This is a genomic window from Ensifer adhaerens (assembly GCF_000697965.2).
In the GTDB taxonomy this organism is placed as follows: Bacteria; Pseudomonadota; Alphaproteobacteria; order Rhizobiales; family Rhizobiaceae; genus Ensifer; species Ensifer adhaerens.
Genome location: NZ_CP015880.1, coordinates 21762 through 45758, shown reverse-complemented (window position 1 = coordinate 45758; position 23997 = coordinate 21762). Strand labels below are relative to the sequence as shown.

The 23997-nt window shown below is 63.7% G+C and carries 20 protein-coding genes; 2 read left to right on the top strand and 18 right to left on the bottom strand.

The window, feature by feature from the left end:
- Nucleotides 1-27: 27 nt before the first annotated feature.
- From olsA to mutS, 10 genes are all read right to left on the bottom strand, one after another.
- Entirely contained in the window at nt 28-819 is a 792-nt protein-coding gene (olsA, locus tag FA04_RS00215) for a lyso-ornithine lipid O-acyltransferase (protein WP_034797405.1), read from the bottom strand.
- 154 nt (nt 820-973) lie between these two features.
- Complete coding sequence (locus FA04_RS00210) at nt 974-1471, bottom strand: GNAT family N-acetyltransferase (protein ID WP_034797407.1); 498 nt, start codon at nt 1469-1471, stop codon at nt 974-976.
- A 6-nt stretch (nt 1472-1477) separates the two neighbouring features.
- A complete protein-coding gene (gene tsaB, locus FA04_RS00205) occupies nt 1478-2137 on the bottom strand; it encodes a tRNA (adenosine(37)-N6)-threonylcarbamoyltransferase complex dimerization subunit type 1 TsaB (RefSeq protein WP_034797409.1) in 660 nt (219 codons plus the stop codon).
- Nucleotides 2138-2238: 101 nt separating this feature from the next.
- Nucleotides 2239-2805, bottom strand: coding sequence for a NifU family protein (locus FA04_RS00200; protein WP_034797411.1), 567 nt, complete (start codon nt 2803-2805; stop codon nt 2239-2241).
- 105 nt (nt 2806-2910) lie between these two features.
- Nucleotides 2911-3402 (bottom strand): universal stress protein, encoded by a 492-nt coding sequence (locus FA04_RS00195; RefSeq protein WP_034797413.1) that lies wholly within the window; start codon nt 3400-3402, stop codon nt 2911-2913.
- A gap of 166 nt (nt 3403-3568) precedes the next feature.
- Nucleotides 3569-4633 (bottom strand): tryptophan--tRNA ligase, encoded by a 1065-nt coding sequence (gene trpS / locus FA04_RS00190; protein ID WP_034797415.1) that lies wholly within the window; start codon nt 4631-4633, stop codon nt 3569-3571.
- A gap of 111 nt (nt 4634-4744) precedes the next feature.
- Complete coding sequence (locus tag FA04_RS00185) at nt 4745-5137, bottom strand: VOC family protein (protein WP_034797417.1); 393 nt, start codon at nt 5135-5137, stop codon at nt 4745-4747.
- Complete coding sequence (gene murJ / locus FA04_RS00180) at nt 5137-6741, bottom strand: murein biosynthesis integral membrane protein MurJ (RefSeq protein ID WP_034797419.1); 1605 nt, start codon at nt 6739-6741, stop codon at nt 5137-5139. The genes FA04_RS00185 and murJ overlap by 1 nt, the downstream gene beginning before the upstream one ends.
- Nucleotides 6738-9581: a [protein-PII] uridylyltransferase gene (locus FA04_RS00175; RefSeq protein WP_034797421.1), complete on the bottom strand. Its 2844-nt coding sequence runs from the start codon at nt 9579-9581 to the stop codon at nt 6738-6740. The genes murJ and FA04_RS00175 overlap by 4 nt, the downstream gene beginning before the upstream one ends.
- 236 nt (nt 9582-9817) lie before the next feature.
- Nucleotides 9818-12571: a DNA mismatch repair protein MutS gene (gene mutS, locus FA04_RS00170; RefSeq protein ID WP_034797424.1), complete on the bottom strand. Its 2754-nt coding sequence runs from the start codon at nt 12569-12571 to the stop codon at nt 9818-9820.
- Nucleotides 12572-12674: 103 nt separating this feature from the next.
- Here mutS and FA04_RS00165 point away from each other — a divergent pair, with 103 nt between their 5' ends.
- Entirely contained in the window at nt 12675-14960 is a 2286-nt protein-coding gene (locus tag FA04_RS00165) for an NADP-dependent malic enzyme (protein WP_034797427.1), read from the top strand.
- A gap of 349 nt (nt 14961-15309) precedes the next feature.
- On the opposite strand, the gene olsB is transcribed toward FA04_RS00165, so the two are convergent.
- The 5 genes from olsB to FA04_RS00140 form a co-directional block, all read right to left on the bottom strand.
- Nucleotides 15310-16200 carry a l-ornithine N(alpha)-acyltransferase gene (gene olsB, locus FA04_RS00160; RefSeq protein WP_034797430.1) on the bottom strand — a complete coding sequence of 297 codons (891 nt, stop codon included), beginning with the start codon at nt 16198-16200 and terminating at the stop codon, nt 15310-15312.
- Nucleotides 16201-16321: 121 nt separating this feature from the next.
- Nucleotides 16322-18598, bottom strand: coding sequence for a hybrid sensor histidine kinase/response regulator (locus tag FA04_RS00155; RefSeq protein ID WP_034797435.1), 2277 nt, complete (start codon nt 18596-18598; stop codon nt 16322-16324).
- Between the two features lie 55 nt (nt 18599-18653).
- A complete protein-coding gene (gene lspA, locus FA04_RS00150; RefSeq protein WP_034797436.1) occupies nt 18654-19145 on the bottom strand; it encodes a signal peptidase II in 492 nt (163 codons plus the stop codon).
- Nucleotides 19142-20002 (bottom strand): TrmH family RNA methyltransferase, encoded by an 861-nt coding sequence (locus FA04_RS00145; protein ID WP_034797439.1) that lies wholly within the window; start codon nt 20000-20002, stop codon nt 19142-19144. The genes lspA and FA04_RS00145 overlap by 4 nt, the downstream gene beginning before the upstream one ends.
- Nucleotides 19999-21153, bottom strand: a complete 1155-nt coding sequence (locus FA04_RS00140; protein ID WP_034797624.1) for a class I SAM-dependent rRNA methyltransferase — start codon at nt 21151-21153, stop codon at nt 19999-20001. The genes FA04_RS00145 and FA04_RS00140 overlap by 4 nt, the downstream gene beginning before the upstream one ends.
- 309 nt (nt 21154-21462) lie before the next feature.
- Between FA04_RS00140 and FA04_RS00135 the strand changes: the two genes are divergently transcribed.
- Nucleotides 21463-21921: an SRPBCC family protein gene (locus FA04_RS00135; RefSeq protein ID WP_034797441.1), complete on the top strand. Its 459-nt coding sequence runs from the start codon at nt 21463-21465 to the stop codon at nt 21919-21921.
- A 61-nt stretch (nt 21922-21982) separates the two neighbouring features.
- Here FA04_RS00135 and FA04_RS00130 read toward each other — a convergent pair whose 3' ends face one another.
- The 3 genes from FA04_RS00130 to sppA form a co-directional block, all read right to left on the bottom strand.
- On the bottom strand, nt 21983-22327 hold the full coding sequence (locus tag FA04_RS00130) for a lipopolysaccharide assembly protein LapA domain-containing protein (RefSeq protein WP_034797442.1): 345 nt from the start codon (nt 22325-22327) through the stop codon (nt 21983-21985).
- A 107-nt stretch (nt 22328-22434) separates the two neighbouring features.
- Nucleotides 22435-22737 (bottom strand): integration host factor subunit beta, encoded by a 303-nt coding sequence (locus FA04_RS00125; RefSeq protein ID WP_034797443.1) that lies wholly within the window; start codon nt 22735-22737, stop codon nt 22435-22437.
- A 129-nt stretch (nt 22738-22866) separates the two neighbouring features.
- Complete coding sequence (gene sppA, locus FA04_RS00120) at nt 22867-23826, bottom strand: signal peptide peptidase SppA (RefSeq protein WP_034797445.1); 960 nt, start codon at nt 23824-23826, stop codon at nt 22867-22869.
- Nucleotides 23827-23997 lie beyond the last annotated feature (171 nt).

Genomic DNA, 23997 nt, shown 5'->3' with positions numbered 1-23997 from the left:
GGCGCAGCGGTCCTTGCCCGGGGCGTTTCAAGCCCGCCCGCGCAGACGATCCGACAGCATGCTGCGGATGCGCTGCTCGACCGTGCGGCTCACCTCCTTGCGATTGGTATGGCGGTCGTAATCGATGGCCTCACCGAAATCGACGTCGACTTCGATCGCGCCCTCACGCAGGATGCCGAGCAAATGCGGCACCAGTTCGGTGTCGCCCGGCCAGGCGGCGATCGGCCGGTTGAAGCGGCCCATCGGCATGCCATGGATACCGGTATAGGAGATCGCGACCGGCTGCACATGCACGAGACCGGTCGGCGAATGCGGCACGGCGGAAGCGGCAGCCCCGAAAAGCGAGGTCTTGATCTCCAGCAGACGGTTGCCGTCGGAGGTCGTTCCCTCGGGAAAGAGCACGACGATTTCACCGGCCGCCATGCGCTCGCCGATTTCGCTCACCTGCTTGCCGGTCGAGCGCTTCTGCTCGCGCTCGACGAAGATCGACGCCTGCAGCCGGGCAAGCACGCCGAAGACCGGCCAGCCCTTCACCTCGGACTTGGCGACGAAGACGACGTCGGCAACCGAGGAGAGCACCAGAATGTCCTTCCAGGAGGCGTGGTTGGCGCAGATCAAAAGCGGCCGGCGGCGATCCGCCATGCCATGAACGCGCACCTTTATGCCAAGAAGGTAACAGGCGAGCCGGTGCCAATATCGCGGCAGACGGCGCCGGGGTTTCAGATCAAGCCAGAGGCAGACGACCTGAAGCGGCATCAGCACGAGCGAAACCAGCGCCAGAAGCGCTGCGAAGATCGCGATCCGTAGCCAATTGACCATCCGGGAAGAGTTTTCCTGCGCGAGACCTTGAGAATCTCGATGATCTGGAGCCGAACCGCGGCGCGATCATCGTGACCTGTTCCGATAGGGTAATGCGGGATGCGGGCGGAAGACCGCCTTGGCCTTCCTCATCCTGCCCCTGTCCGTGTCGGGACTAGCGAAGATCGAGCCGCATGACAAGCGCGGCGGTCCGCTGGCCGGCCTTGTCCTGGTAATAGGCGCGGCGTTCGGCGACCTTGTTGAAGCCGAGCTTACGGTAAAGCCCGATTGCCGGCTGGTTGGTCTCGTCGACTTCGAGGAACAGGGCCTCGGAGCCCTTGACCAGCGCTTCACGCATTGCCGCCTGCATCAACCGCCAGCCGAGACCGGAGCGCGCATAACGCGGCTCGACACCGATCGTCAGGATTTCCGCCTCACCGGCAACCGCACGCGACAGGACAAACCCACCGAATGCCGGGCGAAAGCTGCCATTGGTCTGCCGGGCGACAAAGCCGAACACCGTCTCTTGGACCAGAAGCGCATGGATTTCGCCATCGCTCCACGGGGCCGCGAAACGCTGACGGTGCAGCGCCGCCGCGGCAATCAGGTCCGCCTCCTCCAAGGGGAAGATGTCGAACTCGGTGCGGCGGGTGAAGTAATCGGTGAAGCTCATCTCGGTCTATGCTCGGGCAATCGCGAAGCCCGCCTGCGGCTTGGCGTCGGGGCCTCGGAGATATAACGGACGCGGCTTGGCCGAGGCTGGATCGGCAGCGGCACCAAGTTTGGCGACGGCGGCGACATCGATGAGTTCTGAAGGCTTGAGCGGTAGATCGGCAGCGACGAGATGCGCGCCGGAGCCGCCTATGACGCCGTCGAAACCGGCAAATCGTTCGCGCGCACTTCCGACGGAGAGTGCTTCGGGCTCACCCGTGGCGCTACCGGTCGCATCGAAAGCCTGGAGATAGACCTCGTCCCGCTTGGCGTCGATGGCGACAAGGACGGGCTTTCCGGCGGCCGTCCGGCGCAGCCCCTCGGCCACGACCGCAAGTGTCGAGACGCCGACGGCGGGTTTGCCGAGCGCAAGCGCCAGGCCGCGAGCGGCCGCTACGCCGACGCGAATGCCGGTGAAGGATCCCGGGCCGACAGTGACGGCGATGCGGTCGATAGCGTCAAGCGACCGGCCGGACGCAGCCAATGCCTCGTCGACGAACTCCATCAGCCGCTCGGCGTGTCCCTTGCCGAGATCGGCCCCGGAACGCCCGAGCACGGCTTCCGTTTCGCTGTCATAGACGGCAACGGAGCAACCGGAACCGGACGTGTCGAGCGCAAGTACAATCATTTCAACGCAGGATCTTTCAGACGCCACAAGCCGCAAAGCCGATCGGGCTTTGCGGCAAAATCGATACGCGAAACCGGCGCGCCGGACAGGCGCGCGCTATATCAGACGGCCTCGACGGCCTCCACCTCGGGAACGAAGTGGCGCAGCAGGTTCTGCACGCCATGCTTCAGCGTCGCGGTGGACGACGGGCAACCGGAGCAGGCGCCCTTCATGTTGAGGAACACAGTCCCATCCTTGAAGCCGCGGAAGGTGATGTCACCGCCATCCTGGGCGACGGCCGGACGTACGCGGGTTTCCAACAGTTCCTTGATCGTGGCGACGATCGTTTCGTCACCCTCGTCGAAGAACTCGTCTTCCTCGTCGGACTGCTCGGCGCGGCCGCTGCCAGCCATGATCGCCTGGCCCGACATGAAGTGCTCCATGATCGAACCGAGGATCGCCGGCTTCAGGTGCTGCCATTCCTGGCCTTCCTTGCTGACGGTAATGAAATCGTAGCCGAAATAGACGCCGGTGACGCCGGGGATCGAAAACAGCCGTGCCGCGAGCGGCGAGCCGGCGCGTGCTTCTTCCTCGTCGCGGAACTCGGCCGTGCCGTTTTCCAGGACGACCTTGCCCGGCAAAAACTTCAGCGTCGCCGGATTCGGCGTGGCTTCGGTCTGAATGAACATGTCTGTCTCCGTTTCGCCGGAGCGGCATCCGCCCAGCTTTTTAGAATAATTCAAAAGAATATAGGAGCATGGCCGTCTAGTCGCAAGAGCACATAGCGACGCAGGTCAGCTGAGCGCGTCGATCTCCTCATCCGTCAAGGCATCCGGGATGACCGTGACGGGGATCGGAAAGGCCGCGGCCTTGCCGGCAATGGACGACACCAGCGGACCGGGGCCTTCTTTCGCCGAGCCGGCCGCGAGAACCAGAATGGCGATGTCGCGATCTTCTTCGATCGCCGCGTGGATCTGCTCCGTGGCCGTGCCCTCGCGGATGACGACCTCGGGCTCGATGCCGATCCGCTCGCGGACCGATTGGGACACCTTGGCGAGCGTCGCCTCGGCCTCCTCGCGTGCTTCCGCACGCATGATTTCCTCGACCCCCAGCCATTGCTGGAAGTCGCCGTCGGCGATCACATAGAGCAGGACGAGGCCACCATTGGAATTCTTGGCGCGCATGCCCGCATAGTGCACGGCGCGCCCGCATTCCGGGGTATCGTCTATCACCGCCATGAATTTGCGGCGGTGTCCTTCAAGTCGAGAGAGTCGGGTCGAGACCATAGGGTGAACAATACATCCCGCGCGAGCCGCCGCAAGGTCTGATTTTTGCGTTTCGGACGAGGGCACGGAAAAGTGCCCGAGGCTTTCCGGTCGAGGTTCACTTCGGCTAGCGAAGTCCGACCATCAAAATGAAACTGGGTCCGGGAGTTCCCCGGACCCAATCAATTTACTGCAGAAAGCCGATGATTTCGCGCACTTCGCGCATCGTCTTTTCTGCCCGCGCCCGCGCCCGCTCGCCGCCATCCCTAAGGATTGCGTCGATATGGGCGGTGTCGCCCATCAGGCGGCGCATCTCGGCCGTGATCGGCGAGAGAACCTCAACCGCAAGGTCGACCAGCGCCGGCTTGAAGACCGAGAACTGCTGCCCACCGAATTCGGCGAGCACCTGCTCCTTGGTCTTGTCCGACAGCGCCGCGTAGATACCGACGAGGTTGTCCGCCTCGGGACGACCCTTCAGACCGTCCACTTCGCTCGGAAGCGCGTCCGGATCGGTCTTGGCCTTGCGGATCTTCTTCGAGATCGTCTCTGCGTCGTCCATCAGGTTGACGCGCGAGAGATCGGAGGGATCCGACTTCGACATCTTCTTGGTGCCGTCACGCAGCGACATGACGCGCGGCGTAGCGCCACCGATCAGCGGCTCGACCGGCGGGAAGTAGGCATGGATCGGCTCTTCGCCGACAACCATGTCGACACCGTAACCAGCGCTGCGAATATGCTCCATGAAGTCGATGTTGAACTTCTGGGCGATATCACGCGTCAGCTCCAGGTGCTGCTTCTGGTCGTCGCCAACGGGAACATGGGTGGCGCGATAGACGAGGATGTCGGCCGCCATCAGACTCGGATAGGCCAGCAGGCCGAGCGACGCATTCTCGCGGTCCTTGCCGGCCTTGTCCTTGAACTGCGTCATGCGGTTCATCCAGCCGATGCGGGCGACGCAATTGAAGATCCAGGCGAGTTCCGCGTGCTGCGGCACGGCCGACTGGTTGAAGACAATATGCTTGTTCGGATCGATGCCCGAAGCGATGAAGGCGGCGGCGATCGAGCGGATCTGCCCCTTCAGGTCCTCATGCACGAGCTGCGCGGTGATCGAGTGCAGGTCGACGACGCAATAGATGCAATCGTTGTTTTCCTGCAGCGCCACGAACTTGCGGATCGCGCCGAGATAATTGCCGAGATGGAGATTGCCCGTCGGCTGAACGCCGGAGAATACGAGCGGCTTAAATTCGTTCATGTCGTCCTCAATAGGCTGGTGGAGGGCCCCAGGGCATGATCGCCCATGTAGCTAACGGACTGGCTTATGCACGCAGGATGAGAGGCAATCAAGAGGCTCGGAGAAGCCCCTTCATCCCGCCGGCTGCAGCAGATCCCAATGGTTGCCGAAGGGATCGCTGAAGACCGCCACGGTGCCATAGGGCTCATGGCGCGGCGCCTCCAGAAAGACGACGCCTGCGGCCAGCATCGCCGCATGGTCGCGGGAAAAATCGTCGGTGAACAGGAAGAACCCGACCCGCCCGCCGGTCTGGTTGCCGACCGCCGCCTGCTGGCGCTCGCCGTCAGCCTTGGCAAGCAGCAGCGCCGTTTCGACGGCCCCCTTGGGACGGACGACGACCCAGCGCTTGGTGGCGTCGAGAACGGTGTCCTCCAAGAGATCAAAACCGAGCTTGCCGCAATAGAAGGCGATGCCGGCGTCATAATCCGGCACGACCAGGGCAATGCGTGCGATCGTCTGGCGCATCAGTCACCCGCCTCCGGCGTTGCTGCAGGCTCCGCAGGCGCTTTCGCGCCCCGCTTGATGTTGCGGCGGATCATGCCGAGGCTCGCGCCGCCGAGGCCGAAGGCGAGCCCGAAGTAGATCACCATGGCGACTGCGACCAGGCCCGTCAGCGTCGTTGCCCGCGTCAGCAGGGACGCGGCAGAGGACAGTTCGAAAGCGAACCAGCCGACAGCGTAATACAGCGCCGCCGCCATGCCCGCCGCCGCGAGGACGAGACGCGGGATACGGGTCAGAAGCGGGATGTCCCTGCCCCAATGGCCGCGCCAGACAAGCGTTGCGAAAAGCAGCACGGCATTCACCCAGCCGGCAACGATCTCGGCGGTGGCGATGCCGCTCGCGCCAAGCCGTGGGAACAGGGTGAGCGCCAGGGACACGTTCACGACGACGGAAATCGCGGCGAAGATCATCGGCGTGCGCGTGTCCTCGCGCGCGAAAAAGCCGGGAATGAAGGCCTTGATCAGCACGAAGGCCGGCAGGCCGAGGCCGTAAATTGCCAGGATATGACCGACGATGATGGTCGATTCCGGCGAGAACTTGCCGCGCTCGAACAGCAACCGGACGATTGGCTCGGACATGACGAGCAAAGCGGCGGCGGCCGGCAGCGTCAGGAACAGCGTGAACTCGACCGAGCGGTTCTGCAGGTTCGAGGCCTCGTTGACATTGCCCGAACGCAGCGCGCGGGCGAGCTCCGGCAGAAGCACGGTTGCGACGGCAATGCCGACGACGCCGAGCGGAAGCTGATAGATACGGTCGGCATAGACGAGCGACGACACCGCACCTTCCTGGGCAGACGCAATGTTGGTGTTGATCAGGAGGTTGATCTGGGTGATGCCGCCGGTGATCGCCGCCGGCAGCGCCAGTACGAGCAGGCGCTTCACGTTGGCGGTCATCTTCGGGCGACGAAGGCCGATCTTGATGCCGGCATCGCGCACGGCGATCCAGACGATTGCGAGCTGGACGAGACCGGCGGCCATGACGCCCCAGGAAAGGCCGTAGCCGACCGCGATCGGATCCTGGCCCGCATACCAGGCATAGCCGAGCACGCCGATGAGGATGAAATTGAGGAAGACCGGCGCGATCGCCGCCGCGAAATAGCGGTGCAGCGAATTCAGCATGCCCGCCATCATCGCCGCCAGCGACATACAGGCGAGATAGGGGAACATGATCGCGGCAAAGACGATGGTGCTTCCGAGTTTTTCCGGATCGTCGGCAAAGCCGGGCGCGATCAGGTTGCTGACGATGAAGGGCATCGTCAGTTCCATCGCGATCGTCAGGAACAGGAGCACGGTGAAGAGGACGCCAAAGACCTCCTCGGAGAAACGCCGCGCCCCATCCATGCCGTTCGCCTCGATTTCCCGGGCAAAGAGCGGCACGAAAGCGGAATTGAAGGCGCCCTCGGCAAACAGCCGGCGGAAGGTGTTGGGCAGACGGAAGGCGGTGTTGAAGGCGTCGGCAACCGGGCCGGTGCCAAGCGCTGCCGCCATGAAGGTTTCGCGGATGAAGCCGAACAGGCGGCTTCCGAGCGTCGCGCCGCCGACGGTTGCAAATTTCTTGACCAGACTCATGTTTCGGCTTTTGTCGTTCTTTGAGCGGAGGAAACGCCCGGGGGCGGCGCGATGATGCCCGAGGGCATGCGGTCGCGCGCCTCGTCCCCCTCCCCGGCCATGACGGCCTTGAGGCGGGCGGCAATGTTCATCTGACGGTTTTCACTCGTCACCTTCTGGCCGACGAGATCGGTGACGTAGAAGGTGTCGATCACCTTTTCACCGAAGGTGGTGATGTGGGCCGAGGCGATGTCGAGCGAAAGATCGGATAGCACCGCGGTGATCTCGGACAAGAGGCCTGGACGGTCGAGGCCTTCGACTTCGATCACGGTGAACTTGTTCGACAGCGTGTTGCTGATCGTCACTTCCGGCGTGACGGTAAACGCCTTGGTGCGCTTCTTCACCTTGGTGCGGCTGGCAATGACTTCCGGCAGCCGCTTGCGGCCCGAAAGCACGTCCTCGATCAGCTTGCCGATGCTCGCTGCCCGGCGCATCTCGTCCTCGTCGACGGCGAACTCGCGGTTGACGAGGATGGTATCGAGCGCACGGCCGTCCGAGGTCGTGAAGATCTGCGCGTCGACGATGTTTGCGCCGGCGGCCGCACAGGCACCGGCAATCACGGTCAAAAGCCGCGGATGGTCGGGCGAAAGCACGGTGATTTCGGTGATCGCGTGGAACTGGTGGGTACGCACCATCGTCGCCAGCGCCTTGCCGGCGGCATCCGCCTCGCGGATGAAGCGCGCATGCCGGATCTGGTCTTCCAGCGCCACCGTCAGGAGATAGGGCTGGTAGTGCAGGCGCACGTAATCCTCGCGCTCCTTCTCGGACCAGTCCGTCAAGGCCTCGCCGAGCATGACGGCGGCATGGGCCGCACGCTCCTTGCGCGACAGCTCGGAGAAGCCGCCCGACAGCAACAGCTCGGTCTCGTAGTAGAGCGTGCGCAGAAGCTGTCCCTTCCAGCCGTTCCAGACACCCGGGCCGACGGCGCGGATATCGCAGACGGTCAGGACGAGCAGCATCTTCAACCGATCAAGCGACTGTACCCGCTCGGCAAAGTCGACGATCGTCTTGCGGTCGTTGAGGTCGCGCGTCTGGGCGACCATCGACATCAGCAGATGCTCCTCGATCAGCCAGGCGACCAGCTCCGTCTGCTTCGGCGACAGCCCGAAGCGCGGGCAGAGCTTGCGTGCCACCTTGGCGCCGGCGGTCGAGTGATCCTCCGGCCGGCCCTTGGCGATGTCGTGCAGCAGCACGGCGACATAGAGCGCCTCGCGCTCCTCGATCCCCGGCATCAGCTTGGCGACGAGCGGATGGGCCTCCTCCTCGATACCGCCTTCGATGCGCGACAGCACGTCGACGGTGCGCAGCAGATGCTCGTCGACCGTATAGTGATGATACATGTTGAACTGCATCATCGAGACGATCTTGCCGAAATCCGGAATGAAGCGGCCGAGCACGCCGGCTTCGTTCATGCGCCGGAGGATCAGCTCCGGCTTGCGGCGGGACGTGAGGATCGACAGGAAGAGGCGGTTCGCCTCCTCGTTTTCGCGCAGCGCCGGCTTGATCAGGCTCAGCGACCGCGTGACCTGGCGCAGTGCCGCCGGGTGGAATTCCAGCCCGTTGATATCGGCGATGTGGAAGAAGCGCAGCAGATTGACCGGATCGCGCTTAAAGACGTCGGGGCTTGCAAGCGCGATGCGACCGCCGTCGTCGACGAAATCGAGCGTTCCGGCAATCTTGCGGCTACGATGGGTGAAGCGGCCGATGAGCCCGGAAATGCCGGGCGCGTCCTTGGCCTGCTGATCTTCGAGTGCTGCGCAGAAGATACGGGTGAGATCGCCGACGTCCTTTGCCACCAGGAAGAAGTGCTTCATGAAGCGTTCGACGGCTGAAAGGCCCGGATGGTCGTGATAGCCGAGTGCCTCGGCGATCTCGCGCTGGATGTCGAAAGAGAGCCGTTCCTCGGATTTTCCGGTGAGGAAATGCATGTGGCAGCGCACCGCCCAGAGGAAGTCCTCGGCCTTCTGGAAGAGCTGGTACTCCTGCCGCGAAAGCACGCCGAGCTTGACGAGGTCGGCGGTGTCCTTCAGCCGGTAGAAGTACTTGGCGATCCAGAACAGCGTGTGCAGGTCGCGAAGCCCGCCCTTGCCTTCCTTGACGTTGGGCTCGACGAGGTAGCGCGTGTCGCCGGCCTTGCGGTGGCGCTCGTCGCGTTCGGCAAGCTTGGCGGCGATGAAATCCGGGCCGGTGTTGCGGACGATCTCATGATCGAAGCGCGTTTCAAGCTCGGCGCACAATGTCTCGGAGCCACAGATATAGCGCGTCTCGAGGATGGCCGTGCGGATCGTCATGTCGGCGCGCGATAGCCGGATGCACTCGTCGATGGTGCGGGTGGCGTGGCCGACCTTGAAGCCCAGATCCCAGAGTATATAGAGCATGAACTCGATCGCCGGCTCGGCCCAGACGGCCTTCTTGACCGGCAGCAGGAACAGAAGATCGATGTCTGAACCCGGCGCCAGCGTGCCGCGGCCATAGCCGCCGACCGCCGTCACGGCGATCCGGGACGCGGGCGGTGCATTGGCTGCGTCGAAGATCTCGTTCAGCACGAAATCATGCAGCACTGTAATCAGTTGATCCTGCAGCCAGGAAATACGTTCGGCGCAGAGAATGCCAGCACCATCGGCGTTGAACAGCTCGCGGGCCTTCGCCCGGCCGGCGACATTTGCCTGCTTGAAAGCCGCCAGCAATGCCTGACGCATCGGGTCGCGCTGTTCGGCGTGGGCCGAGGCGATGAAGTCGCATTTTGCCCGGAGCGCTGCGACGTCGAGGATTTCGGGAAAGAAGGTTTCGTGTCTGCCCATGAAGTGCCGAGGGGCGTCCTGTCCGACTGGTTGCGTGGTCGTTCGCTGTCAAGCGCTCCTGCATGATCCTTGCGACCGAGGCCGAATAAAGACCACACAACAATTCGAGCGCCGCGCCCGCAAAAGCGTGCGGCGCTGTATAGCCTTTTTACAGACGGCTTGCACAGGAAAAAGGCGTAGCGCCGCTTCGGCCAACGGGTGATAGAGTGCGAGCGGAAAACCGCACGCACGTCCTGTCATCCCGCCTTGGCGGCGCTCAGTTCCTTCTTCAGCGCATAGAGCGCATCGAGCGCCTCGCGCGGCGTCATGTCGTCGGGGTTCAGCGCCTTCAGCGCCTCGTCGATCTTGGAGTTTCCGGCGGGCTTCACCTCTTCACGACGGATCGCCACCTGGAACAGCGGCAGATCGTCGATCAGTTGGCTCGCCGGGTTCTTGCGATCGGCGTCCTCGAGCTTGGCGAGCACGTCCTTGGCGCGAGCCACGACCGAGGCCGGCAGGCCAGCGAGACGCGCGACCTGAATGCCATAGGAGCGGTCGGCGGCGCCCGGACCGACCTCATGCAGGAAGATCACATCGCCGTGCCATTCCTTGACGCGCATCGTCGCGTTCGAGAGACGGCCGAGTTTTTCCGAGAGCACGGTCAGTTCATGGAAGTGGGTGGCAAAGAGGCCGCGGCAGCGGTTCGCCTCATGCAGGTGCTCGACTGCCGCCCAGGCGATTGACAGGCCGTCGAAGGTGGCGGTGCCACGACCGATCTCGTCGAGGATCACCAGCGAGCGGTCGGTCGCCTGGTTGAGGATCGCCGCGGTCTCGACCATCTCGACCATGAAGGTCGAGCGACCGCGCGCCAGATCGTCGGAGGCGCCGACGCGGGAGAAGAGCCGGTCGACGATGCCGATATGGGCGCTCGCGGCAGGAACGAAGGTGCCCATCTGCGCCATGATCGCGATCAGCGCGTTCTGGCGCAGGAAGGTCGATTTACCGCCCATGTTGGGACCGGTGAGCAGCCAGATCGCGCCACCCTCCTCGCCCTCAGGCGGAGAGAGATCGCAGCCATTGGCGACGAAGGCATTCGATGCCTGGCGCTTCAGTGCCTGCTCGACCACCGGATGTCGGCCGCCGTCGATGGCAAACATGCGCGAGCGGTCAACGGTGGGGCGGGCATAGGCCTGCTCCTCGGCAAGGACCGCAAGCCCGACCGAGACGTCGAGGGTCGCAAGCGCGAACGCTGCCGCCTTCAGCACCTCGGCCGCGGCAACGACCTCCGCCGTCATCTGGTCGAAGGCTGCGAGCTCGATCGACAGCGCCCGGTCGGCGGCGTTGGCGATCTTGCTTTCAAGCTCGGCCAGTTCCGTCGTGGTGAAGCGCATCGCGTTCGCCATCGTTTGGCGATGGATGAAACGGGCGCGACCGGCGTCGGTGTCGGTCATCGAGCCGGCATTGCCCGCCGTCACCTCGATGAAGTAGCCGAGCACGTTGTTGTGCTTGATCTTCAGCGACTTGATGCCGGTCTCTTCGGAATATTGCAGCTGCAGCCCGGCGATCACCCGGCGCGACTGGTCGCGCAGGCCCCGGACCTCATCGAGCTCGGCATTGGCGCCTTCGCAGACGAAACCGCCGTCGCGCTTCAGAAGCGGCAGCTCGTCGCCAAGCGTCGCATCGAGCAGGCCGAGCAGGCCTGCGGGAAGCGCATCGATTGCGGCGCGCGCATCCTTCAGTTCGTCCGAGAGGGTGCCCGCCGCCATCAACCGCGAAATCGACGCAGACGCGTGCAAGCCGGCCTGGATGGCACCGAGGTCGCGCGGGCCGCCGCGCCCGAGCGCCAGTCGCGACAGGGCGCGCGGCATATCCGGCGCGCGACGTAGCGCATCGCGCAGGTCGCCGGCAAAGGACGGCTGGTCCGCCAGGATCTCGATGGAATCGAGACGCTCATTGATACGGTCCGGGTCGGTCAGCGGCGACATCAGCCGCTCGGCAAGAAGGCGGGCGCCGCCGCTTGTCACCGTGCGGTCGAGCGCCTTCAGCAGCGTGCCCTCGCGCGCGCCGGACAGCGTCTTCACCAGTTCGAGATTGCCGCGGGTCGCCGGATCGATGAACAAGGTCGAGGCGGCACTTTCGCGCTCCGGCGTGCCGAGTGCCGGGCGTTCGGCAAGCTGGGTCTTCTCGACATAGGAGATCGCCGCGGAAGCGGCTGCGAGTTCCGCACGGGAAAACGTGCCGAAGCCATCAAGCGTCTTGACGCCGAAGTAGCGGCTGATGCGCCCTTCCGCCGTGGCGCTGTCGAACAAGACCGCCGGCTGCGGCACGGCAACGCGGCCGAGCACGTCGAAGACGGGCCTTAGTTCCGGGTCGTGAAACACGGTGTCTGCAAGGATCAGTTCGCGCGGCTCGATACGCAGGATGTCCGCAAGCAGCCGGCTCTCGGCTGTCTCGGCGAGGCGGAAGATGCCGGTCGAAATGTCGATCCAAGCGAGCGCGTAGGCAGGCTCGGACCCGCTCTTGATGCGCGCCAGCGCCATCAGATAGTTGGTCTCGGACGGCGAAAGCAGTTTCTCTTCGGTGATCGTGCCCGGAGTGACCAAGCGCACGACGTCGCGGCGCACCACCGACTTGCTGCCGCGCTTCTTCGCTTCCGCCGGGTCTTCCACCTGCTCGCAGACGGCGACGCGAAAGCCGAGACCGATCAGTTTCTGCAGGTAATCGTCGGCCGCATGTACCGGCACGCCACACATCGGAATTTCCTGACCCATGTGCTGGCCGCGCTTGGTGAGCGTGATGCCGAGCGCGCGCGAGGCTTCGACCGCGTCCTGGAAGAACAGCTCGTAGAAGTCGCCCATGCGGTAGAACAGCAGCGAATCCGGGTTGTTCGCCTTGATCTCGATGAACTGTTCCATCATCGGCGTCGCCGTGGAACGGCTTTCCTCGCTCGCCAATTCGGCTGCGGATAAAACCTCCCCCGCGCGGGTCGAATAGTCTGTCACGAAATTCATGATTGTCCCGAAAAAAGAGATGGCACACTATCGCCAAGGAATTATAGACGACAACCATAAAGAGGCGCGCCGCAAGGCTCGCCCACAGGAGGATTGAGGAAACATGCCGGCCACCGACAAGACCGATCGCACCATGACGAGCGTCACCGCGCAGGAAGCGCTCGATTTTCACTCGCAGGGTCGTCCCGGAAAGCTGGAGATTTCTCCCACCAAGGCGATGGCCACCCAGCGCGACCTGTCGCTTGCCTATTCTCCGGGCGTCGCAGTCCCCGTGAAGGCGATCGCCGAGGACCCCAACACCGCCTATGACTACACGACGCGCGGCAACATGGTGGCCGTGATCTCGAACGGCACGGCCATTCTCGGCCTCGGCAACCTCGGCGCACTTGCGTCAAAGCCTGTCATGGAAGGCAAGGCCGTGCTGTTCAAGCGCTTTGCCGACGTCGACTCCATCGACCTTGAAGTCGATACCGAAAACGTCGACGAGTTCATCAACTGCGTGCGTTTCCTCGGGCCCTCTTTCGGCGGCATCAACCTCGAAGACATCAAGGCACCGGACTGTTTCATCATCGAGCAGAAGCTGCGCGAGGTCATGGACATCCCGGTGTTTCATGACGACCAGCACGGCACGGCGATCATCGCCGCAGCCGGCCTCATCAACGCGCTGGCCTTGACCGGTCGCGACTTCAAGACGACGAAGCTCGTCTGCAACGGTGCGGGTGCGGCGGCAATCGCCTGCATCGAGCTCATCAAGTCGATGGGTTTTGCCTCTGACAACATCATCCTCTGCGACACCAAGGGCGTGATCTTCGAAGGCCGCACCGAGGGCATGAACCAGTGGAAGTCGGCGCATGCGGTCAAGACCGAGCGCCGCACGCTCGCCGAAGCGCTCGACGGCGCCGACGTGGTCTTCGGCCTCTCGGCCAAGGGCGCCCTTTCGGAAGACATGGTGCGCTCGATGGCGCCGCGGCCGATCATCTTCGCCATGGCCAACCCGGATCCGGAAATCACGCCGGAAGAAGTCGCCCGCATCCGCGACGACGCGATCGTCGCCACCGGCCGTTCTGACTATCCGAACCAGGTCAACAACGTGCTCGGCTTCCCCTATATCTTCCGTGGCGCGCTAGACGTGCGCGCGACGACCATCAACGACGAGATGAAGATCGCAGCGGCTGAAGCGCTGGCGAGCCTTGCCAAGGAAGACGTTCCTGACGATGTCGCCGCAGCCTACCAGGGCAACCGTCCGCGTTTCGGTCCGCAATACATCATCCCGGTCCCCTTCGACCCGCGGCTGATTTCGGCGATCCCGATGGCGGTTGCGAAGGCGGCGATGGAAAGCGGCGTCGCCCGCAAACCGATCACCGACCTCGAAGCCTATGGCCGGCAACTCTCCGCCCGCCGCGACCCGATCGCCTCGACGCTGCAGCGCATCTACGAGCGCGTCCGGCGCCAGCCGAAGCGCATCGTCTTTGCAGAGGGCGAAGAGGTGCAGGTCATGCGTTCTGCAATCGCGTATGCCAACCAGCAGCTTGGCACCGCCATCCTGCTCGGCCGCGAGGAGCGCATGCGCGAGACGGCAGAGCGCGAGGGCATCGACCTCGACCGCCCCGGCATCCAGATCGTCAATGCGCGGCTTTCCAAGCGCGTCGGCGCCTATACGGACTATCTCTATGCCCGCCTGCAGCGGAAGGGCTTCCTCTTCCGCGACGCCCAGCGCCTGATCAACAACGACCGCAACCACTTCGCCGCCTGCATGGTGGCGCTCGGTGATGCCGACGGCATGGTGACGGGCCTGACCCGCAATTATTCGACGGCACTCGAAGACGTGCGTCGCTGCATCGACCCGAAGCCCGGCCACCGCGTCATCGGCGTCTCGATCGCGCTTTGCCGCGGCCGCACGGTGCTCGTCGCCGACACGGCGGTTCACGACATGCCCTCTTCGGAGGAGCTTGCCGATATCGCCGAGGAAGCAGCCGGCCTCGCCAAGCGGCTTGGCTACGTGCCGCGCGTGGCAATGCTTGCCTATTCCACCTTCGGCCATCCCCAGGGCGAACGCTCTGAGCGGGTGCGCGAAGCGGTCAATATCCTCGACAAGCGCCGCGTCGATTTCGAATATGACGGCGAGATGGCCGCCGACGTGGCGCTCAATGCTCGCGTCATGGAGCAATACCCGTTCTGCCGCCTCTCGGGCACGGCAAACGTGCTCGTGATGCCGGCGTTCCACTCGGCATCGATTTCGACCAAGATGCTGCAGGAACTCGGCGGCTCGACGGTGATCGGCCCGCTGCTCGTCGGCTTCGACAAGTCGATCCAGATCGTCTCGATGTCGGCCAAGGATTCCGACATCGTCAACATGGCGGCGATCGCGGCCTACAACGCCGGCATGTAGGACCGGCATTGCCGGTCCGGCGGCTGCTTCATTTTGGTGCAGCCGCCTTCATTCGGGTCAACGCGCGACCCCGATTGGTAGCAATTCGATACAACTATAAAGAAGAAAAGCCCGCTTTCCGAAAAGGAGGCGGGCTTAATAACAGGCAATGCATTTATGTTTAAGGTAATGAAAGACGGAGTCTTGGGAACCATATACCTGTCGACCCCCGGAAGATCGGCAGTTTCTCCATTTATTTTCTCTATTCGTTCGTCATGAAATTAGAGAAGAACATGACAATACATGTCTCTCTTTCGACCTTGAAAGTCAAATCCATCATTAATAATTGGTTAACCTCACCGGGACCCGGTCAGGAGGCGGCGCCACCGAAACGTCCGGCATCTGCGCCGTAGTAGTTGAGGTAGCGGCCCGAGATATTGCTGATCGGCAAAACGATCAGAACGTCGGTGGTGCGGAACGCATGATCGACCACGGCGCCATCGCCGACCATCGCGCCGAGGCGCATATAGCCCTTGATCAACGGCGGCAGAGCGGCGAGCGCCTTCTTGGCATTGATCGCCTCGGCCGGCATCAAATCCATCGTCCGGTGCAGCTCGGGCCGTGCGCTGACGGCCCAGTCGTCGCGGGCGCGGATGTTGTGGTGCAGGAAGGACAGCGCCAGCGCATGCTCGGCCGGAACGACACCCGGGAACGAGCCGCAGCCGAACATCGCGTCCATGCCGTATTTGAGCGCATAGGCCCAATTGCCCTGCCACAGGAGTTCGACCGTGCGCTTGGTCCGGTAGTCCGGCAGGACGCAGGAGCGGCCGAGCTCCATGAAGCGCTTGGTCGGATGACGGGCGAGAAGCGCGTCGATCGCGAATTCGGAAGACGAGTAAAAGCCGCCGGAGCGCTCAGCCACATCCTGGCGCAGCAACCGGTATGTCCCGACGATCTGATCTTCGGCGTCGCCTTCGATCGAGGTGTCGAGAACCAGCAGGTGGTCGCAGATCGCGTCCCAGCTGTCGACGTCACGCTTGCGCCGATCGGCCTCGGGGCCGACCTGCGCCTTCATCTCCTCGACGAAAACCTTGTAGCGCACGGCCTGGGCAGCATCGATTTCCGATGCCGTGCGGGCAAGGCGCGTCTCAAGATTGGCGATCCGGCCAAGCACGTCGGTCGTCGGGACGGCAGCTTTCGTGCCGATGCAAGCCTGAGAAGTGTCAACCACGTTCGCTGAATCCAGTAGCTCGATGGCCATCCGCGTTATCCCGAATCAAATCTGTCTGCGGGGGCTTAGACCACGTTTCTGCAACAACATAGTGACATGAAAGTTGCGTACAACCCCCGCCGCCCGATCAATACCGTAACCATCGCAAGAGTTACCGTTTGCGCAGCAGACGCGCGATCTCCGAGGTCAGCACCTGCGGGTCGGCCGGTTTCGCCAACACCACATCGGCGCCGGCGGCAAGCAGGCGGTCGCGCATATCCTCGCGGATATCGGAAGTCAGCACGATGACCGGCAACCTTGGCAAGGAGCGTATTGCCTCGTCATTACGGATGTGCCGCATCATGGAAAGCCCGTCGCCACCCGGCATATTGAGGTCGGTGACGAGAAGCTCCGGCAAGGCGTTTCCGGCAGGGGCTCGCAGCGTCTCGGCGACCCCCGCGAAGTCGCTGACGAGCTGCACCGCGTGTCCCGAACGCTGCAACAGCGTGCGGATGATCAACGCATTGATCGGATCGTCCTCGGCCAGCAGGATGCCGTGTCCCGGCCGGCGGACGGGTTCAACGGCGGGCTCCTCGCGCAGGACCGGCCTGTTGTCGTTGATCGCGTCGCGTTTTTCGATGCCCTTCAGGCGCCCGAGCAGCACTTCGATCAGCGACTTTTCGCGCAAGGGCCGGATCAGCCAGGCCTCGTAGCCATCCATCTGGTTGACAGGGTGGCTGTTGCGCTCCTCCGGATTGATCAGATAGGTACGGCGAACCTCCAGCCGGCCGATGGCCGGCTGGAGTGCGAGGAGCTGCTCGTACTGCTGCGCATGCCGGTGGTCGACGATCACGTCGGTGAGTGGCGCGCCACCTGCCTGCACATCGGCAAGAACATGCTGGGCTGCGGCAAGCGTCGTTGCGCGATGACAGCGCCCGCCAAGCGTCGCGATGGTTGCCGCCAGCGCCGCCGAGGCCGGGCCATCGGGAGCCATGACCAGCACATGCGACCCGGCGAGGGTGGAGCGGCGCTCCGACGCAATCGCCTCGACTTCGGCAAGCGGCAGGCGGATTTCAAAGCGGCTGCCGCGGCCGGGCGCGCTTGCGGCCGTGAGACTGCCGCCGCAGGCCTGCATGATGCGCCTGGAGATCGCGAGGCCTAGCCCTGTGCCCTTGGCGCGTTGCTCGTCGTTGCCGGCCTGCTCGAATTCCTCGAAGATGCGCTTCAGGTCGTCGGGCGACATGCCCGGCCCCGTATCGTCGATGCGGATCCGCACGCAATCCTCGATCGTGTCGGCGCTGACGAAGACGCCGCCGACTTCCGTGAATTTGACCGCGTTGCCGATGACGTTGAAGAGCACCTGGCGCAGGCGCGCCGCGTCGAAAGCCATCAGCGCGGGCACGTCGACGGAAACGGTGGCGCCGATCTCGATGCCCTTCTCGTGGGCGCGATTGGAGAGCATTTCCACGACGCTCTCGATCACGCCGCGCGGATCCTGGCGGCTGGGGCGAAACTGGAAGCGGCCGGCTGAAAGCGACGAGAAGTCGATCAGGTCTTCGACGAGCTGGACCAGAGCGTGGCCGGATTGCTGCATGCCGGCGAGATAGTTCTGCTGCTCGCTCGACAGGCGGGTCTGGCCGAGCAGATGGCTCATGCCGAGAATGCCCGAAAGCGGCGTGCGGATCTCGTGGCTGACGGTGGCGAGCAGCCGCGACTTTGCCTGGCTCGCCTCCTCGGCCCGCCGGCGCGCCGCCTCACGCTCGCGCGCGGCGCGCGCTTCCTCGGTGACATCACGCGCAATGCTGTGACGCATGAGCTTGCCGCTCGCCGGATCGCGGGCGATCACGTCATGCCAATCGAAAAGGCGGATGCCTTCGGCCGCGGCGATGCGCACGAGGTAATGATTGGGCGCAGCCTTCGGCTCGAAGCTCAGGCCGAGGGCGCCGCAGGCCATGCCCCGGACATCCGACCGGCCGCAGACCTGATGGAAGACAGCATTGGCGTGGACGATCTTTCCGTCCATGCCGCGCATGATCGCAAGGTCACCCAGCGCATCGTGAATGGTCGAAAGCAACGCCGAGGTTTCGGAGCGGTGCCAATCCTGGTCCCGCTCCACCTCATCGGAAACCGGCACGCTATCAAACGCGCGGATGGCTTCGACGGCGAGCAAAAGCGCACCGACCACGCCGGCCGCGGCAATCGCCGCGGCGAACAGGTGGAAGCCGGCAGTCATGCCGACGACGAGGACAAGGCCGGAAGCGACCAGGCCGAGCAGCGCCATGGATACGTAACTAAGCGCAGAGCGCGCGCCGGAAGCCGGCTGCGCCGACACCTGACGGGACGCCGGCCCATCGAGCGGAAGCGCCGAAACCGACGCAGCCTTACCCGCCCGGGCGTCTCTCCTGAAGCCGGTTTCGATCCGCTCTAGCAGTCGTGACGGTTCGCTCATGCGTTCCGGCTAACACGACAGGCGTTCCGAATGGCTTCAAGGCTTCGATAAAATCTTAGCGATCCGCTTTTTTCGCGTGCAATAGTTCGTCAAGAATGATCGCGCCGGCACCGATGGTGATGAAGGTATCGGCCAGATTGAAGACGGCGAAAGACCACGTCTCCGTATAGAACAGGATGTAGTCGATGACGTAGCCGAAGAGCAGCCGGTCGACGAGGTTTCCGAGCGCGCCGGCGATGATCAGCGCATAGCCGAAATGGGCGAAGAACCGATCCTTCGGCGTGCGCTTCCACAGCCAGAGCACAAAGGCGCAGACGGTGAGCCGCATGCCGACGATGAACCAGCCCTCCATGCCCGACAGCATCGAGAAGGCGACGCCGTAGTTGTAGGTGCGGTAGAGCGCCAGCATCGGCACGACATGGACCGCCTGATTGAAGGGCAGGTAAAGCTCGACCAGATACTTGATTATTTGGTCGGCGATGAGCGCGAAGACGATGAAGACCGCGATCGGCAGCGGCCGCGAAAACAGCACCTGCTTCTCGCTCATGCGCGGGCATCCAGGGTCAGAAGGTGGCGGCGCGCCTCGAACAGCATGATGCCGGTGGCAATCGCCAGATTGAGCGAGTCGGCGCGGCCGGCCTGCGGGATGCGGGCAAGCGCACCGGCTTCTCGAGCGAGTTCCTCCGGCAGACCCGACTGCTCGTTGCCCATCAGAAGCACGACCGGTTTGGTCTTGTAGTCAATGGTGCGATAGTCGACAGCGCCGGCGAGATGGGTCGCGACGACCTTCACGCCGGCGGATTTCTGCCAGCGGATGAAGTCCTCGACGCTGGCGCGCGCCACCGGCATGGCAAAGACCGAGCCCATGGTCGCACGCACGGTTTCGAGCGAAAACGGATCGGTGGTCTCGCCGACGAGAATGACGCCGGAAGCGCCGGCGGCATCGGCGGTGCGGATGACGGTGCCGAGGTTGCCGGGATCGCGGACGCGGTCGAGCGCCACATAGGTTTCGCCCAGCTGCGGCTCCAGGTCCTTCAGCGACTGGTAACGCTGCTCGAAGATGCCGACGACCATCTGAGGATTGTCGCGCCGCGTGATCGTCGACAGCACTTTCTCGCTGACTTCCAGCACCAGGCCGCCCTTGGCGAAGGTCTTTGCCGCCACCTGCTCCACGTGCGGCTTGCCCTTGGCCGCCTTGGCATAGATCAGCGTCTTGATCTTCCAGCCAAGGTCGAGCGCGTCGATCACCAGCTTCAGGCCCTCGGCCATGAAGGAGCGCGTCTCGTCGCGGTGCTTCTTCTGCGTCAGCGCGCGGATGTCCTTGATGATCGGGTTGGTGAGGCTCGTGACCTCCTTCACCTGACCGACACGACCGGTGCCGTGTTCGCTTCTGTCGTTCGTCATTGCGGTACCCAGCGGCTGAAGAGTGAGGTCGAAAGCGCCCTGCCCGGCTCGCGGCCGTCAAGCCCGCCCTCGCGGATGATGAGCTCGCCCGACTCCACCCGGCCGCCGTGGCCGCGCATCGTCTCGCGCATCAGTTCATGGATCGAGTAGAAGCTCGCCCGGATCGAATAGGCCGTCAGCACCAGGCCGCGCGCCTCCGGCGACAGGATCTCGCGGCAGATGTCGAGCATCGCCGCCAGATGGTCGAAAAGCTGCCAGACCTCGCCGTTCGGCCCGCGGCCGAACTTCGGCGGGTCGGTCAGGATGATGTCGTAGCGGCTGCCGCGGCGCTCTTCGCGCTGGATGAACTTCATCGCATCGTCGCAGATCCAGCGGATCGGCAGGTTTTCGGCCCGCGCCAGCTGCTGGTTTTCGCGCGCCCAGCCGATTGCCTTCTTGGAGGCGTCGACATGGGTCACCTCGGCGCCGGCCCTGGCGGCGATCAGCGAGGCGACGCCGGTGTAGCCGAAGAGGTTCAGCACCTTCAGCGGCCGCCCAGCCCTTTCCACCTGATCCTTCACCCAGCTCCAGTGCGCGAGCTGTTCCGGGAACACACCGACATGGCGGAACGAGGTGAAGCGACCGTGGAAATCGGTGCCGAGAAGCTGCATCGGCCAGGTCTCGCCGAGCACGGCGCCAGGAAAGCGCCAGCGCCCCATGCCGTCTTCGTCGGTGTCGCCGGTGAAGATCGCGTCGGCTTTTTCCCAGACGCTATCGGGCAGGCTGCGCGGCCAGAGCGCCTGCGCCTCGGGGCGCACGATGCGGTAGGGACCGTATTGCTCAAGTTTTTCGCCGGCGCCGCTGTCGATCAGGTGATAGCCGGATGCGTCCGACGTTTCGAGAATGAGCGGTATGCGCTCGGCCGGCTTTTCCCCCGTTCGCCGCGCGATCACCCGCGCCGGCGTTTCCTGTGCAGGCGTATGTTTTGCTGGCTTCTCGCGCGTCTCCGCCGTCTGTGCTGCCGCCGGTCGCGCCGGCCGTTCCTTGAAGCCGCCGCCCTTCGGCGGTGCCGAACGTTTCTGATCGTGGCGGCCGCCGCCACGCGCTTCGGCACCACGGCCCTTGGCCGTCGTCACGGAGGCATTCTTCGACCGCCGGTCCTTTTCCTTCACGCTGAAATCCCTGGGCTTTGTTAGTGCATGGGCCGCCTGCCTGCGCAGTATCCGGGACGGGCCGGCGGACGCCATGAGGTTTGTCGCCGCAGCCTGAAGCCGCGGCATCTCTTGAAGCTGCAAATAGCATCGCTGATGCTCTTGGCAAAGCCGTTTCCGTTTTGCGAAGATAACGCGCAAGAACCCGCTGCGAATTTTCTTGGGCTGGAACCGGCTTCGCGACAAAATTCCGCGGCAGGTCTAGTGTGTCGAAGCGACATTTGCGCGTCGATATCGGGCGCGCGGCGTCGCATGGGGGGAGGAAAACGCATGGACATGACCGGCGAAGAGCGGATTGCGGCTGGGCGCGACGCGGTGTGGCGCGGCCTCAACGACCCGGAAATCCTCAAGCGATGCATTCCCGGGTGCCAGTCGCTGGAGATGACGTCGCCAACCGAGCTTGCGGCCGTGGTGAAGATCAAGATCGGCCCGGTCTCGGCCTCCTTCACCGGCAATGTCGTGCTCTCCAATCTCAATCCGCCGCAGAGCTATACGATCTCGGGCGAAGGAAAGGGCGGCATCGCCGGCTTTGCCAAGGGCGGCGCCGACGTCGCCTTAACAGCGGACGGGGACGAAACGGTGCTGCATTACGACGTCAAGGCGGAGATCGGTGGCAAGCTCGCGCAGCTCGGCTCGCGCCTGATCGACTCAACCGCCAAGAAACTGGCGCAGCAATTCTTCGCCGATTTTAGCGCCGCCGTCGGCGGTACGGCGGAAGCTGCGAGCTAAAGAGGCGACGCGGACCGAACGGGCGCCCCGTCTCGGTCTTCGCAGGCTTGTGAACTTCTGATCAGTTCTGCGGCGCTGCGAGCGTCGCCTGGGTTGCGAGCTTTTCCGCCTGGCTGCGGTGTTTCTCCGCCTCGCGGTGCCACTTCACTGCTTCGTTCGCCTCGTTGCGCGCGCGCCGCCGGTACTTGCCCTGGCTGAACCAGGTCGCGGCGGCACCGAGGATGACGCCGACGATGACCGCAAGGAACAGGAAGACGAAGAACGGCGCGCTCACGGAAAGCACGCTGTCTTCCGGCCGGAAGGGGTTCAGCGCCAGCGTTACGCTCTGGCGGTTGGCCACGCTCAGCACAATCAGGATGATAGCGACCGGCACGAGAACAACGATGTTGATCAGTTTCTTGAACATTCAATCGCTCCATCTCACCGACGCCCGTGCGCTTTGCCGGACGCTTGCCGGCAACGGGCCTCGTATAAAAGGGGTCGTTAGGGGTCTCTGGCGACCGCCAAGGATGATCAATCCTCGTCTTCGCCGTTCATGCCCGGGTTGAGCCGCTCGCGCAGTTCCTTGCCGGTCTTGAAAAACGGTACCCATTTTTCCTCGACAAAAACGGAATCGCCGGTGCGCGGGTTGCGCCCCGACCGCGACGGCCGGTTCTTGACCGAGAAGGCGCCGAAGCCACGCAGTTCGACCCGGTTGCCTGCAGCGAGCGCGTCGGTGATCTCATCGAGGACCGCGTTGACGATATTTTCGACGTCGCGGTGGTAGAGATGCGGATTGCGAGCCGCAACAATCTGCACCAGTTCTGACTTGATCACTGTCGCCCCCTCAAATTCTTGTTTGTTTTGCTTTTTCGGTCTGCATTGTGATTTCCGCAAGGCGGTGCGCGGCATTTGCAAAATCACCGACATCGCTCGACGGCTCAGGCTGGGTATATGTCGCCTTGCTCATTGGCCATCAACCTGCCAAACCGAAACAAGACCGTCAAGAAACAACTTGTCGCCTGCAATTTTTTCGAGCCCGCTCATTGCCGGAAAAGCGTCATATCCCAACATCTTGATCCAGTTGCCGACCAGCGCGCCGAGGCCAAAAGGCAGGGTCTTGCGGGGGGCTTCCCAATCGACGATCGGCAGGTCCTTCGACACCTTTTTCTCCGTGAGGAAGGCGCGAATTTCGTCCTCGCCGCCGAGCTTGTCGACGAGCTTGGCCTTTAGCGCCTGGCGACCGGTGAAAATGCGTCCGTCGGCGAGCAGCAACGCATCCGGACGCGGCAACTTGCGGCGGTCGGCAACCAGGTCGACGAACCAGGCGTAGCTGTCGTCAATCATCGACTGGATCATGGCCTTCGCCTCGTCGCTCGCCGGATGGAAGGGCGAAGGTTCCGCCTTCAGCGGCCGCGACTTGATCGATTCCAGGGAGACGCCGAGCTTGTCCATCAACTCCTTGACCTGCGGATACTGGAAGATGACGCCGATGGAGCCGGTGATCGAGCTCTCACCGGCAACGATCGTATCGCCGCCGAGCGCGATCATGTAGCCCGCCGAGGCGGCAAGCGTGCGCACGTCGGAAACGACCGGCTTCTTGGCCGCCACCTTGCGGATCGCCTTATAGATAACCTCGCCGCCATAGGTGGTGCCGCCCGGCGATGAAATGGTCACGACCAGCGCCTTGACGCTATCGTTGTCGGCAATCTTCTGCAGGCGCTCGAGCAGTTCGCGGTCATCCTGGATCAGGCCGGTGATGGCAACGCGCGCCACATGCTGCCTGTTGTGGCCGACGTCGTCGGCAGCCCCGGACCAGGCAAAGATCGCGAGCGCGACGAGGAGAAGCAGCCCCGCGACCACAAAGCGCCAGAAGCTCAACTTCCGGCGCAGGCTGCGGCGATCGGCGATGGCGAGTTCGTCCATGTGGGTTTCTCCCGATTTGTTGGCGCTGCTTCTGTCAGTTTCCGCGGGAACGTGCTATCTGCGCGCGAAGAGGCATATTCCATAGACGCGCTTGACCACGGTTGAAAGCCGCGGCTGGCGTTTTTGCGCTTCACCCGAGTTTTTTTGCGGCGCCATTGTGCGTCAGCAAAA